14 protein-coding genes are annotated in these 13,988 nt (G+C 40.2%); 6 read left to right on the plus strand and 8 right to left on the minus strand.

The genetic code is table 11. The features are described 5' to 3' along the window. Position 1: 1 nt before the first annotated feature. On the plus strand, positions 2-1,177 hold the full coding sequence (locus tag G5B43_RS00290; RefSeq protein ID WP_165292734.1) for an RsmB/NOP family class I SAM-dependent RNA methyltransferase: 1,176 nt from the start codon (positions 2-4) through the stop codon (positions 1,175-1,177). Between the two features lie 27 nt (positions 1,178-1,204). Here the strand turns inward: G5B43_RS00290 and G5B43_RS00295 are convergent, their stop codons facing one another. Next, entirely contained in the window at positions 1,205-1,672 is a 468-nt protein-coding gene (locus G5B43_RS00295; RefSeq protein WP_165292735.1) for a universal stress protein, read from the minus strand. Positions 1,673-1,756: 84 nt separating this feature from the next. Here G5B43_RS00295 and G5B43_RS00300 point away from each other — a divergent pair, with 84 nt between their 5' ends. Genes G5B43_RS00300 through G5B43_RS00310 form a run of 3 tightly spaced genes read left to right on the plus strand, consistent with a single transcriptional unit; the run spans position 1,757 to position 4,839 of the window. Beyond that, the gene (locus G5B43_RS00300; RefSeq protein WP_165292736.1) at positions 1,757-2,527 is read left to right on the plus strand and encodes a C40 family peptidase; all 771 of its coding nucleotides are present in this window, start codon (positions 1,757-1,759) and stop codon (positions 2,525-2,527) included. A 15-nt stretch (positions 2,528-2,542) separates the two neighbouring features. Then, positions 2,543-3,523 carry a tetratricopeptide repeat protein gene (locus G5B43_RS00305; RefSeq protein WP_165292737.1) on the plus strand — a complete coding sequence of 327 codons (981 nt, stop codon included), beginning with the start codon at positions 2,543-2,545 and terminating at the stop codon, positions 3,521-3,523. Positions 3,524-3,576: 53 nt separating this feature from the next. Then, positions 3,577-4,839 (plus strand): MFS transporter, encoded by a 1,263-nt coding sequence (locus G5B43_RS00310; RefSeq protein ID WP_165292738.1) that lies wholly within the window; start codon positions 3,577-3,579, stop codon positions 4,837-4,839. A 21-nt stretch (positions 4,840-4,860) separates the two neighbouring features. Here the strand turns inward: G5B43_RS00310 and G5B43_RS00315 are convergent, their stop codons facing one another. Further along, a complete protein-coding gene (locus tag G5B43_RS00315; protein ID WP_165292739.1) occupies positions 4,861-5,742 on the minus strand; it encodes a DUF72 domain-containing protein in 882 nt (293 codons plus the stop codon). Positions 5,743-5,812: 70 nt separating this feature from the next. Further along, positions 5,813-6,913 carry a redox-regulated ATPase YchF gene (gene ychF / locus G5B43_RS00320; RefSeq protein WP_165292740.1) on the minus strand — a complete coding sequence of 367 codons (1,101 nt, stop codon included), beginning with the start codon at positions 6,911-6,913 and terminating at the stop codon, positions 5,813-5,815. Between the two features lie 151 nt (positions 6,914-7,064). Between ychF and G5B43_RS00325 the strand changes: the two genes are divergently transcribed. Then, the gene (locus G5B43_RS00325) at positions 7,065-8,060 is read left to right on the plus strand and encodes a polysaccharide deacetylase family protein (RefSeq protein WP_240904678.1); all 996 of its coding nucleotides are present in this window, start codon (positions 7,065-7,067) and stop codon (positions 8,058-8,060) included. Between the two features lie 5 nt (positions 8,061-8,065). Here G5B43_RS00325 and G5B43_RS00330 read toward each other — a convergent pair whose 3' ends face one another. Further along, on the minus strand, positions 8,066-9,019 hold the full coding sequence (locus G5B43_RS00330) for an acetyl-CoA carboxylase carboxyltransferase subunit alpha (RefSeq protein WP_165292741.1): 954 nt from the start codon (positions 9,017-9,019) through the stop codon (positions 8,066-8,068). 200 nt (positions 9,020-9,219) lie between these two features. On the opposite strand from G5B43_RS00330, the gene G5B43_RS00335 reads away from it, so the two are divergent. Next, positions 9,220-10,089 (plus strand): mechanosensitive ion channel family protein, encoded by an 870-nt coding sequence (locus tag G5B43_RS00335; protein WP_165292742.1) that lies wholly within the window; start codon positions 9,220-9,222, stop codon positions 10,087-10,089. 1 nt (position 10,090) lies between these two features. On the opposite strand, the gene coaA is transcribed toward G5B43_RS00335, so the two are convergent. The 4 genes from coaA to G5B43_RS00355 all read right to left on the minus strand — a co-directional run bounded on the left by coaA (position 10,091) and on the right by G5B43_RS00355 (position 13,930). Continuing rightward, the gene (coaA, locus tag G5B43_RS00340; protein ID WP_165292743.1) at positions 10,091-11,032 is read right to left on the minus strand and encodes a type I pantothenate kinase; all 942 of its coding nucleotides are present in this window, start codon (positions 11,030-11,032) and stop codon (positions 10,091-10,093) included. A 105-nt stretch (positions 11,033-11,137) separates the two neighbouring features. After that, positions 11,138-11,503 (minus strand): methylglyoxal synthase, encoded by a 366-nt coding sequence (locus tag G5B43_RS00345; protein WP_165292744.1) that lies wholly within the window; start codon positions 11,501-11,503, stop codon positions 11,138-11,140. Between the two features lie 29 nt (positions 11,504-11,532). Next, on the minus strand, positions 11,533-12,762 hold the full coding sequence (locus G5B43_RS00350) for a nucleoside recognition domain-containing protein (RefSeq protein ID WP_165292745.1): 1,230 nt from the start codon (positions 12,760-12,762) through the stop codon (positions 11,533-11,535). A 118-nt stretch (positions 12,763-12,880) separates the two neighbouring features. Beyond that, the gene (locus G5B43_RS00355; RefSeq protein WP_165292746.1) at positions 12,881-13,930 is read right to left on the minus strand and encodes a patatin-like phospholipase family protein; all 1,050 of its coding nucleotides are present in this window, start codon (positions 13,928-13,930) and stop codon (positions 12,881-12,883) included. Positions 13,931-13,988: the final 58 nt, after the last annotated feature.

Consider the following 13,988-nt stretch of genomic DNA (forward strand, 5'->3'; position numbering starts at 1 on the left):
GATGGAAGTTAACTCAAGTAGAGTCGAACAGCAGTTGCGCAATTTTCAACGCGCAATAAGCGCTTATGATAAAACGGAGCCCTTCGCTCGGTTTCTTACTCGATTTTTTAAAGAAAATAAACAAATGGGGTCATCCGATAGACGGATGACTTCTCGTTTATGCTATAATTTTTTCCGTTTAGGACGTTCTGCGATAGATTTATCCACGATTGACCGTCTAGTGGTTGCTGAATTTTTGTGTGAAACGCAAAGCGCTGTTGTCGAACTTTATCAACCGCGCTGGATTTCCAATATTGCTGCATCTTTACCGGAAAAGATATTTTTTCTGAAGAACCAGGGCTACGAGGTGGTGGATTATCTTTTTCCTTTTGCTTTTCATTTGTCACCAGCTATTCAGGAAGAACAATTCATAGCAAGTCATTTGGTACAACCCGATTTATTCATTCGCGTACCGCAAAATAATAAAGCTATTGTGGAACGGGAACTTGCCGAACACGGAATTGCTTTTAAATATGTTTTTGGAAATGCTTATTGTTTAGAAAATGGAAGTAAGTTACAGAATATAAGAAAGATAGCGGGGTTATATGAAGTGCAGGATTTATCTTCTCAGCAAAGCCTAGGCGATCTTTCGCCGACGCCGGGAGAACGATGGTGGGACGCATGTGCTGGTTCGGGTGGAAAATCATTATTGTTATTAGATCGTTGCCCACATATTGATCTATTGGTCTCGGATATACGGCTGAGTATACTTCGCAACCTAGACGAGCGCTTTGACAAAGCAAAGATAAAAACGGACTACAGGAAAAAGGTCTTAGATTTGACCCAAGATATCAATCACTTGATGGATGGAGAAGCTTTTGATGGTATATTGGTAGATGCGCCTTGCTCTGGTTCGGGAACCTGGGGACGTACACCGGAAATGCTGAGCCAATTTGATGAAGAGCGTATACAGACCTTTGTTTCCCTTCAACGTCAAATCGTTGACACTGTAGTTGGCTACCTTAAACCTCAAGGAATATTAATGTATATCACCTGTTCGGTATTTAAAGCCGAGAATGAAGAGATCGTCCGTTATTTGGAAGAGGAACATGGATTAATGATGGAAGAAGGTGGCATTATTAAAGGATATAATAGAAAATCGGACAGCATGTTTGCCGCCCGACTGAGAAAAATTTAGTATAATAGAAGTGTAAAGTGTTTAGTGTTAGTCGCATTTACCGGGAATAACGAGTACTGGGCAACTCGCTTTTCGTATAACTGATTCCGATACACTACCCGAGATAAAGTGTTCAAAGCCGGTACGTCCATTAGACCCCATAATAATAAGATCTGCTGTCCATTCGGTAGCTGTACTGAGAATTTCATCTCGAACATTGCCCACTTTGTTAAATAAAAAAACATCCTGCGCTCCTTCGAAATCAGCTCCAATACTTTCCAAGAATCGCTGGGCAGATTCTTGCTGTATTTCGGGAACTTCTGGTACCACGATGGGTTGTTGTCCTAATAGCGGATCTGCGCCATAGTTTGCGGGCGAGGTAGGAGGAACAACAGTGACCAACGCAAGCGAAGAACGAAACTCCCGAACTAAATCTTTTGCGTAATCAATTGCCTTGACGGTACATGGTGTATCGTCTACGGCTAAAAGTATGCGATTAAATCTGTGACTGCTCATCTTTTGTGACTATATAAAAAGTGATATATTCGTATGTACAAAACAGCGTTGCCGTGGTATTTGTTTTTATAAAAATCAACTGATATGAATATAGGTGTCTGTAATTTATCGATAATCCCCTTAAGAGCGGCTAACACACACCGTAGTGAAATGGTGAGTCAAGTACTTTTTGCGGAGCAATTTGAAATACTTCAGGAAGAAAAGGAGTGGGCGTACATCCGTATGTTCCATATTGATTATGAAGGCTGGTTACAACGCGGACAGTTTGTACGTTTACCGGAAAATAATTTTATAGCTACCTCGGAAGGCGATTGCCTTGTTGTGGATATTATGGGTGCAGCGGCTTTCTCAGGCGATAGGAAAGTTGATTTAATTGCAGGGACAAAAATTCCTAAACAACTTTTACAACAGCAATATACTGGTTTTCCATATCAGATTGACGGAAATTTACGAAGACCGAACACAACAGATTTTGAAATAGAATTCCCTAAATTAATAGCATATTATTACAACAGTCCTTATCTCTGGGGCGGACGTAGCCACGTAGGTATCGATTGTTCGGGGCTTAGCCAGGGTATATATACGCATTTCGGAATACAGTTGCCACGTGACGCTTACCAGCAAGCCGAAAAAGGAAAAACCGTCGACTTCTTTTCCGAAATTAAGCCTGGAGACCTTGCTTTCTTTGATAATGAGGACGGACGTATTACGCACGTGGGTATCATGATGGATGTAGAAACGATCTTCCACGCTTCTGCAAGTGTACGTATAGACAAAATGGATCCGGAGGGTATCTTTAATAAGGAACAAAACCGCTATACCCATAAGCTTCGTATTGTGAAAAGATTCTGGTAATTACTATTTTTGATCATGTCTTTAAAAAATAACAGAAATTTTCTTCTGGCGAGCGCCCAGCTTTTTCCTTTAACTTTTTTAGAGCCCGTAGAGATAGCAGCCGACGAACCGGCGTTAACCCGAGCTAGAGAGGCTTTTACCTCTTATCGAAATGGGCAGCCGAAAATAGCGCTAGAACAGTATGCAGCAGCAATACAACAATTTTCTGACCAGCCCTTTTTTTACGCTTGTCGATCGATCCTAAATATGGCTTTGGGAGACGAAGAGGGGGCTTTTTACGATTATCAAGTAGCCAAAAATTTAGATTTTAATTATCAAGCCTTTCTAGAATGGGTAGAAAATAGACCAAAAGAAGAAACACGTTTATGGAGGGATATCGAATTGAAGGAGATATTGTCTGATGCTTTGGAAACTACCCAGCAATTTGATTACGAGCATGCACTAAAATTGTATGCATACGCCCACGAAAAATATCCCGAGGATGTGGACGTGCTCGTATATCGTGGTGCTTTACATCTGCGCTTACTACGATATGATAAAGCGCTGTCTGATTTAAACCAGGCGATAGCAATGAATTCGGAACACTTTCAAGCATATTTGTTTCGGGCTAAATTATTCAAGGCTATTCAAGAACACGGAAAGGCTAGAGTCGATTTTGATAGATCTGTGGAAGTTCAGCCTGACGCCAGCGTGACTTATGAAGAACGAGGTGGATTTTTAGCCGATTTGAAGTTATATGAGGAGGCGTTGCTCGATTTTAATAAGCTGGTAAGTTTGATTCCCGAAGATTTTTATGTATATGCATTACGTGGCGATCTGTTTGAGAAACTTGAAAATTGGGAAGCTGCACTGCAAGATTACTCCACAGCGATAACGTTAAACCCTTATTATTCTGATCTATATGCTTATCGTGCTGATATGAGAGACCGTCTAGGTGATACTATAGGTGCCGCGGAAGACCGCCGGATGTTTGAGGAACTTGAAAAGGAAGACTAACATATAATACAAAAAGCTATCTTTGTCTGGCGAAATAAGATATCATAAATTTTATGCCGACAAAAATAAATTTACCTTTTACAGGATACGAAAAATTTGTAATCTTCATCTTAGCCATCAGCCAATTTACGGTTATTCTGGATTTTATGGTGATGTCACCTTTGGGCGACCTACTCATCAAATCTATGGATATGAACGCCTCATCTTTCGGCATCGTGGTATCTGCATATGCTTTCAGTGCTGGTGCTTCTGGACTTTTAACGGCAGGTTTTGCCGACAAGTATGATCGGAAGAAACTGTTGTTGTTTTTTTATTATGGTTTTATTATCGGTACAATCTTTTGCGGAATCGCTAATACATTCTATACACTGGTAGCCGCAAGAATTATAACCGGCTTGTTCGGGGGCGTTATCGGTTCTATTTCCATGGCCATTATCACGGATTTGTTTGCTTTGGAAAAAAGAGGTCGGGTTATGGGATTTGTTCAGATGGGATTTGGGGCCAGTCAGGTGTTAGGTATTCCTATCGGGCTTTATATCGCGAATAGAATGGGATGGGAGGCTCCCTTTTTATTTATAGCGGGATTGGCGGTAATTATAGCGATTATTATCACGGTGCGGCTAAAACCGGTAAATGCCCATTTAGGGATGGAAGTACAGAAAAAAGCAATTGGCCATTTAATGCAGACGTTAAAAAAGAAATCTTATCACGTTGGCTTTTTAACGACTGCGATATTATCCGTCGGGGGCTTTATGATGATGCCATACGGAACTGTATTTGCTGTAAATAATCTGGGGATAAGTAATGAGCAGTTACCTTTTCTATTTATGGTGTCGGGTGTAAGTTCACTGATTATTATGCCATTCATAGGCAAAGTGAGCGATAGAGTAAATAAGTATAAATTATTTGCAGCCGCCACGATTTGGTTGATGGTTATTTGTGTAATTTATACTAACCTATCTACAACCCCTTTTATGTGGGTTTTGGTTATCAATATTTGCATGATGATGGGGATTATGAGCAGAATGGTCCCGTCTTCGGCTCTCATTTCTGCTGTTCCAGATATGCAAGATCGTGGTGCATTTATGAGCATTAACGCATCGTTACAGCAAATAGCTGGTGGGATTGCAGCGACGATGGCCGGGCTTATTGTTTATCAGCAAAATAAATTCAGTCCGCTGGAACATTATGATATGGTTGGTTACGCAGTGGTTGCTATATCATTGGTTTCCATATTGTTCATGTATCGTGTGGACAAGCTTGTTAAGGCTAAAATGAAGAGCATGTCCTCATCCGGTCCAGACGAGCCAACCTAAACGTCCATTAAATGGATAGGGTTAAAACAACGTATTTTCTTTGTTTGGTATACGAAGATTGGAACCTATTTCCTTGTTAAGATGTTCAATAAAATGTGCTGCTAGTAAAGGCGATTCCAACTCTATGTTTTGATGAACGAAAAAATACAATTGTTGTAGACCAGCTTCTTTCCATTTTTTAATGACCTTAACCCATTCGATTAACCGATCGTAGTCGGAAGGATGATTAGCGCCAACATAGCGTATAAACGCTGTTGGGGTTGTTAAGCGCATGTGTACCATGTCACGCCTGCCAGCGGTATCGACGAGTACATTGGTCGTTTGGGTTTCTTCGAATAATTCGTATAGTTTCTCACTGATTTTTTTTTCCGAGAACCACTCTTGATTACGGACTTCTACGGCCAGTGGATAGCCTTTCGGAAAACGATGCAAGAATTCTTTCAGCCGATCAAAATCCTTTGGTTTGTAATTATCGTGCATCTGTAGGAACGCCATACCCAATTTCTCTTCAAATAACACCGTGGCATCTACAAAATCCTTTACCTTTTCGTCGGTGTTAAGGAGTCTGGAATAATGGCTAACCGATTGAGGAATTTTAGGGAAGAACTTGAAATCACCAGGTGTTTTGTCTTTCCAGGTTTTTACCTGCTCTTTAGAGGGAGAATTGTAAAATGTTGCATTTAATTCAATAGAGTTAAATTGCTTGGAATAGTATGCCAATTCATCTTTAGTACCTCGAGGGTAGAAGCCTTTTAAATCCGCTTTGTTCCACTTTGCGCAACCTACTGCAACTTCTAGCGGTTTCTTTTGTTGGTGTGCTTCCAGTAACTGAATTGTCTCCGATGGAGTAGGAGGAAGCGAGAAATCAATTTCTTCCGGATTATTTACTTGTCCAAATTTCATACTCGAAGATAAAAAAAATAAAACGCCCAACAAAAAGCCGGGCGTTTGTTTTATAATGAGATATATATCATTATACGTTAAACCTAAAATGCATGATATCGCCATCTTCAACGATATATGTCTTTCCTTCTACGCTAAGCTTACCCGCCTCTTTAACCGCATTTTCTGAACCATATTTAATAAAGTCGTCATATTTGATAACCTCTGCACGGATAAAGCCTTTTTCGAAGTCAGTATGGATAACACCTGCCGCCTGTGGTGCTGTAAAACCATTCTCGATTGTCCATGCCCGTACCTCTTGGATACCAGCGGTAAAGTAAGTAGCGAGGTCCAATAGGGAATAAGCTGCCCTGATTAGTTTATATACACCGGATTCGTCCAAGCCGAGGTCGTCCAAGAACATTTTACGCTCTTCGTACGATTCAAGTTGCACAATTTCGGATTCAATTTGGGCCGAAATCACGAGTACTTCAGCTTTCTCATCCTTTACAGCTTCTTTAACCCGGTCGACATATGCATTTCCCGTTGTTACGGAAGCTTCGTCTACGTTGCAAACGTATAAAACAGGTTTTATCGTCAATAAAGCGAGATCACTGATAAATTCAAAATCTTCCGATTGGATAGGAGCTGTTCTGGCAGATTTACCAACTTCTAGATGTTCTTTGACAACCGACAAGATTTCATACGTTCTTTTTGCATCTTTATCACCGCCTGTTTTTGCCATTTTCTCTACTTTTTGGATACGTTTAATAACGGTATCCAAATCTTTCAGCTGCAACTCGGTGTCGATGATTTCTTTATCGCGAATGGGATCCACCGAGCCGTCTACGTGTACCACATTGCCATCATCGAAACAACGTAAAACATGAATAATGGCGTTCGTTGTGCGGATATTTCCTAAAAATTGGTTTCCCAATCCTTCACCTTTGGAAGCGCCTTTTACCAAACCGGCAATATCTACAATCTCGATAGTATTCGGAACGACGCGCTGTGGTTTAACAATTTCCGCTAATTTATTTAATCGATCATCGGGTACAGTAATAACACCGACGTTGGGTTCTATTGTGCAAAAGGGAAAATTTGCTGCCTGTGCTTTTGCATTGGACAGACAGTTGAATAATGTTGATTTACCCACATTTGGTAAACCTACTATACCGCATTGTAAAGCCATGAAAATTTCAATTTTTTAAATCGTACAAAGATAACGAAAATCAACTGTATGTAGCTAAAGTCTGGTATTTTTGCATGTTCTTTCCACACAAGTCAATTTTTGTCAAACAGATTTTTTAAGTTTGAGTCAAATTTAATAATTGAAATAATACATGCGGAAAGCGATAAAACCCATTTTCAATTTGGGAGCTGTTATGATGGCAACCCTGTCTTTTGTAGGTTGTCAAGGGAATATGAGTATAAGTGCTGCAAGCTCGCTTCCGGATACGGATACATTAGAAGTCGATAGTGTCGTGGGGTTATCTGATCCAAAATCAGAAGATAGTGTGAAAAATCAAAAAGGATATTTAACAGAACGATGGCGAAATCCTGTTCAGATCCCGGTAGATACGTTGAATCCGATCGGTAAAGATTCGCTAGATAGGTTTGTAAGAACGGAACGTCGCCGTGTTAGGGATTCTGTACGTCGGGAATTGAACAAACTTCCTAAGCATGTTTATTTTACCTTTGATGATGGTCCTTTGATTGGAAGTTCGGCAATTGATTCAATTGCGAAAGCAAAGAATATAAAAATCAACGTGTTTTTGGTCGGTAGACATGCACATATGTCGAAGCGATTGAAAAGAGATCTACAGCGATATAAGGATAATGCCTTGGTGGAATGCTATAACCATAGCTATACACATGCGGGCAACAGATTTACAACGTTCTATAGCAACCCAGTCAGTGCGTATGAAGATTTTGAAAAGAATGAACTGGATCTGGAGCTGACGCATAAAATAGTGCGTTTGCCTGGACGTAATATCTGGATTTATGATGATGTAAGGCGAATCGATCTAAAAAGTGGAGCGAGTACGGCCGATATGTTATACACGAATGGGTATAAAGTTTACGGTTGGGATGTGGAATGGAGAATTCACGGTGCTTCGGGTATGCCTGTCCAACCGGTTAACGAGATATATACGCGCATTCGGAATTATATGGACAATAAATCGTCGATGGAGCCAAATAACGTTGTATTATTAATGCACGATGATATGTTCCAGAGCAAAAAAGGACAGCAATTGCTGTCCTCACTGATCGATACTATCCAAACGACAACCGATTATAGGTTTGAGTTTATAGGGGACTATCCGTTTAGATATTAATCTTTTTATTCTACTACAACACCCATTTTGCTAAACTTGTCGATACGTTCGGCAACAAGGCTATCAGCATCTTTTCGTGTTAGTTCAGTAAGATCGTTTAAAATTCGTGCTTTTAGATTTTCTGCAGCTACGGACGGGTCTTGATGTGCGCCACCTATTGGCTCGCCGATGATTCCGTCAATTAATCCGTTTTTCAACATATCCTCTGCTGTTAGTTTAAGGGATTCCGCCGCTTTTTCCTTTTGATCCCAACTTCGATAAAGAATAGAAGAACAGGATTCAGGTGAGATAACCGAATACCACGTGTTTTGCATCATATAAACGCGATCGCCTACACCAATTCCTAATGCACCTCCCGAAGCACCTTCTCCGATAACGATACAGATAACAGGCACTTTGAGTACAGACATTTCTAACAGGTTGCGGGCGATAGCTTCCCCTTGTCCGCGTTCTTCTGCTTCCAGGCCAGGATAAGCACCCATGGTATCAATTAATGTTACGATCGGTTTATTAAACTTCTCCGCCATTTTCATCAATCGAAGCGCTTTTCGATATCCTTCTGGATTGGCCATACCAAAATTTCGATATTGGCGCTCTTTTGTATTCTTTCCTTTTTGATGCCCAATTACCATAACGGATTGCCCATTGATAGAAGCAAAACCTCCGATAATAGCTTTATCGTCTCGCACGGTGCGGTCGCCATGAAGCTCGATAAATTCCTCGCAAATCATCTCGATGTAATCGAACGTCTGCGGACGATCCGGGTGACGAGACATCTGGACTTTTTGCCAACCAGTTAGGTTTGCATAAATATCTTGCTTGGTTTGTTCGAGTTTTTCCGCTAGTTCATTAACTGTGGCACTCATATCTACCTTGGTCTTTTCCTGCACTTGTAGGACCTTTTCTATTTGGGTTTGCAAGTCTGCAATAGGCTTTTCAAAATCAAATGTTGTTTGCATAATTATGTATCTAGCGCATTTTTGCCTGCTAAGTTAGTTTATTTTGTCCTTTTTGAGAAAAAATTACACGCTTTTTCTATTTCCGTTGATACTGTAAAGATTGTACCCAGATATAAAGAAAGGTAACAATTAAACGTTCAGTTTGTATACGTATATTGTAATATCAGCAGAAAAATGATAATTTAGGGCGTTTTATTATCATGACAGAAGAAAAGAAAGATACCAACCCCATACCGTTTTTAATTAAGCTGTTTCTATGGGTTTTATTATACACCTCTTTTTGGTATTTTGGCGATTCCTATAAGGAACGCCCTTGGTTAAATAATCTATCTAATGCACTCAACCTATTTTTGACATCGAGCATATTGTTTTCCATCGGCCGGTATATCATCATTATGATATATAATAAAAGGCATGAAAAACGTGCGGTACGGGGTAATTTTGTCCTCGGTATCAATCGATTGACAGTAGTGCTTAATACAACGATGGCGATTATCGCATTCATGATTGCTTTTGGTATAGACCCGCGGGACTTCGTTACGAGCTTAACCATTGTTGCTATGGCGGTAGCGGTTACGTTCCGGGAGTATATCACCAATTTGATATCGGGACTGTTCATTATGTTTTCTGATCAGCTGTCGGTAGGAGATAGGGTAAAGGTTGGCGAACATAAAGGACGCATTGTCGACATCAATTTTTCCAGTTTAGTTATACAAAACGAGGATGATGATATGGTTATGGTGCCCAATAACATGGTTTTTACGTCTCCCATAATCAACCTATCGGCTCATCGTTCCTCACTTTTTCTCGTGAAATTTGAATTACCACTACAAGCAGCTGTTGAGGTGGATAAACTGGAAGAAAGTATACGAGCGCTTTTAGTAAATCATCCATATTTAACCGGAGAAGATGAATTGCAGCTAAAGGTTGTCGAGATAGGGAAAGACTATGTTAAATACAAAATGGAGATACACGCGAAAAGCAGCAGCAATAAAGTGCATAAACAGGTAGAAAACGAAGTTTTTAAGGAAGTATTGAAGTTTAAGAGGGAATACGATATAAACACTTAAATTATATTCTGCGCACCTTTATTTGCTTTACAAAGTGGTGAGATCCCTTTTCAAGAATTAAATCAGCGCGATAACGAGTAGGCAATATGTTTTTGTGTAGATTTGGAAGGTTAATAGTATCCCAGATATTTGTTGCCATAGCGATGCTTTCTTCTTTGTTTAGATTGGCATAACGATGAAAATAGGACGCTGGATTTTGGAAAGATGTAGCGCGTAAAGACTCAAATCTATTGATATACCAATTTATCAAATCCTTTTCATCTGCATCGACATAAATAGAATAATCAAAATAATCTGAAACGAAGACGCTGCTACCCGTAGATGAGTTTACCTGCAATACGTTGATCCCCTCTACGATAAGAATATCTGGCTGTGCGATGATTTGGTTCTCATGGGGTATAATGTCGTATTCCAAATGGGAGTAGACGGGTACCTCAAACTGAGACACACCAGATTTCATTGATGCAAGAAAGTTCAGTAACAGTTTCGTATCGTAACTTTCTGGAAAACCTTTGCGTATATTCCGTTCCGCTAAAATCTTGTTTGGATACAAAAAGCCGTCTGTAGTAACAAGCTCCACCTTAGGTTTGGAAGGAAGCATGGAAAGTACTTTCTGTAATACACGTGCAGTTGTACTTTTTCCTGCGGCAACGGATCCCGCAATGCCCACAATAAAAGGAAGGGTATCAGCGCCTCTGTTCAGAAAATTATTAACGGCGGTATGCTGATCTTTTGTGCGTTTAATCAAAATACCCAACAAATGGGCTAGCGGAAAGTATATTTCTTCAATTTCTGTAACAGTGAGCGGCTCATTTAACGCACGCAGGTTTTCTATGTCATCCGATGTAAGATGGTGGGAAAATTGGCCGTTTAGACTTCTCCACTCCGCTCTGTCAAATAGCTGAAATGGTGTATCAACCTCGCTGTAGTTAGTTGAAGACATGTATTTTTAATTTTTGAATGTCGGCAAATATACTATGTTCAACTAAAAAAAAGCAGATTAATTTATATTAAATTGCTTTCTATGACAATAAGATTGCTTAATTCTTTATGAAAATAATCCCTCGATAATTAAACTTCCTGTCGCGGGATTCGTAGCTAACGGTACGTTATATAAGTCAGATATTCTCATCAGCATCTGGATGTCGGGCTCGTGTACATGCTTACCTAGCGGATCACGGAAAAATATAATACCGTCCACTTTTCCTTCTGCAGTTAGTGCGGCTATCTGTGCGTCTCCTCCTTTCGGCCCACTTAGTTTGAGTTCTACCTCCAAACCGGTTTGTGCGATATACGATCCAGTCGTGCCGGTAGCAATGATATGTGCATCTCTCAAAAACTCAATATGGTCTTTTACGAATCCCACCATATCCGCTTTTTTTCCGTCATGTGCAATTAATGCAATTGTTTTCATTTATGTGTTTTTTAATATAGTTTATCCTTTTATCCAAAGAAAATATAGGCCACGATGATAGCGGCAATAATACCAATAAATTCCGCTATAAGTGCACAGGGGAGCGCGTGCCGTGTTTTTTTGATGGCTACTGAGCCAAAGTAAACAGCCAACACGTAGAACGTAGTTTCGGTAGAACCTTGTATTACACAGGCTACACGCGCCGCAAAATCGTCAGCACCTCTCGTTGCCATCAGTTCTACCATCAGCCCCCGTGCACCCGAACCACTCAGAGGCTTCATGAATGCAACCGGCAACGCTTCGACAAACGATGTGTCTATTCCGACAAATGAGACGAGGGCGGAGATACCGTCTACCAAATAATCCATGGTTCCCGAAGCTCGGAAAACGGCTATACCTACTAAAATAGCTACCAGATAGGGAATAATTTTTACAGCAACTTCGAATCCCTCTTTTGCTCCTTCGATAAAGGCATCGTAGACATTAATACGTTTGAACACTGCGAGCGCGATAAAGGAAACGAAGATGCTAAATAAAACCAGGTTACCGAACACGCGGGATATAACATCAATTTCCTCCGGTGCTAATGTGCTGAAATAATATAACGCGCTACCCACCAAAACGAGCAACCCACCCAAATAAATAAGAATCGTCTTATTAAAAAGATTAATCTTTTGGTAAATAGCAACCATAATAAGTGCCGCTAGCGTAGAAAAGAATGTAGCGATGAGGATCGGCAAAAAGATATCGGAAGGCTGTGCTGCACCTGCTTCTTGTCTATATGCCATGATAGAAATAGGTAGCAACGTTAGACTGGAAGCATTTAGCACAATAAACATAATCTGGGCGTTGCTTGCTGTATCTTTTTGGGGATTAAGCTCCTGCAATTCTTTCATCGCTTTTAGCCCCAAAGGGGTAGCAGCATTATCCAGCCCTAATGCATTGGCAGAAAAATTCATCAGTACGGAACCCAATGCAGGATGGTTTTTCGGAATTTCAGGAAAAAGCCGGTTAAAAAAAGGGCCTACTGCTTTAGCGAAGATATTAATCATGCCCCCCTTTTCTCCTATTTTCATAATGCCCAGAGCAAACGTCATCATACCAATTAAGCCGAGGGATATCGTCGCTCCATTAGCAGCACTTTCAAAGAGTGAATTAACAACATTTTGGAATACTTCCGTATCGCCGCCAATGAGTTTAATTATAGCGACTAGAAATGTTATCAAGAAAAAAGAGACCCAAATGTAATTTAGTGCCATACTTGTTTTTTTGCTGTGTAAACCTAAATAAAATGCTTCGCATTCACGAATTGATTAAAATAAAAATTATTTCGCTCTCCTCTGCCATCAAAGGCTATTTATAGAGGAAATTTGAGGGTTAATTTTTTAAAAAATTCCATACCGATCGATCTGAGTTATTTTTTTTGTCTTGGATAACCTCGGCAACAATTTGATTCATTAGTTCTTCGTGTTCGCTGATTAATTTATCGCCTAAGGAAATAAGTTTTTGAATGTTCGACGCGGAGGCCGAATCCATCGATGGGTTGACGGAGGAGAGGTTACTTGGTTCGATACGTATATAATTGCCTGATTTGTTAACGGAACGGAACAATTGTTTTAGGTAATAGTCGGTGCTTTCTGCAGAACTACTACTCATAATGTCGACCAATGCAGGCCCTATGGAGATTGCCCTCTTTTTCTTGAAGTCTTCGTAATTATAAGACATTTTCGATAATCCCGTTCCTAAAGAAAGAATCCAAATATCATTTATCTTATAGGTGTTATAGCTTTTAATAACTTCCAAAAGAGCGGATAGGGAGGGGTTGTGTGCAAAAACGCCTCCATCAACTAAGGGGTAGCGCGTTTTAGCGAGAGAAAATATTTCAGCTACGGAGAAATACGTAGGTGCAGCGGATGTCGCACGACAGACGTCCCGTATATAAAAATCGCGTGAGTCACCATGCGATATAGCTTTCTGCTGTCGGAAAAGATGATTTTTTCGTAATTCAATATTGTATGCCGTGATAATGCAGGGTTTAAGAAGTTGGCTGAGTTTTTTATTTCCAAAATAACTCTTCAATACCTTTTCTAATATGGTTTCATCGTATAGCTCGCTTAGCAAACCGAATTTGCTTAGAAAACGACGCCAATTTGAGGCAGAAAATATCTCGGTTCCATGATTTAGATAGATGTCAAGTGCGTCTTTGGCGGTATATTTCTGCTTTTTCGGATCATTGTCATCCGGACAAAGCAAAATCGATAAAAGGATTCCTCCTGTACTTGTGCCTGCAAAAAAATCAAAATAGTCGGTTAAATGAGCTTCGGGGTTATCAGTTGCCTGTTGTATTTTTTCTTCCAGTGCTACTAAAAACATTCCTGGAATGACACCTCGGATACCGCCACCGTCTATTGAAAGTATTCTCTTCATACGTCCGTTTGGTTTATCGTCTAAATCTAGACAAAAAAGGTCAAAACAGCGAATTTTT

The sequence above is a fragment of the Sphingobacterium sp. SGR-19 genome, from assembly GCF_011043555.1.
GTDB lineage: Bacteria > Bacteroidota > Bacteroidia > Sphingobacteriales > Sphingobacteriaceae > Sphingobacterium.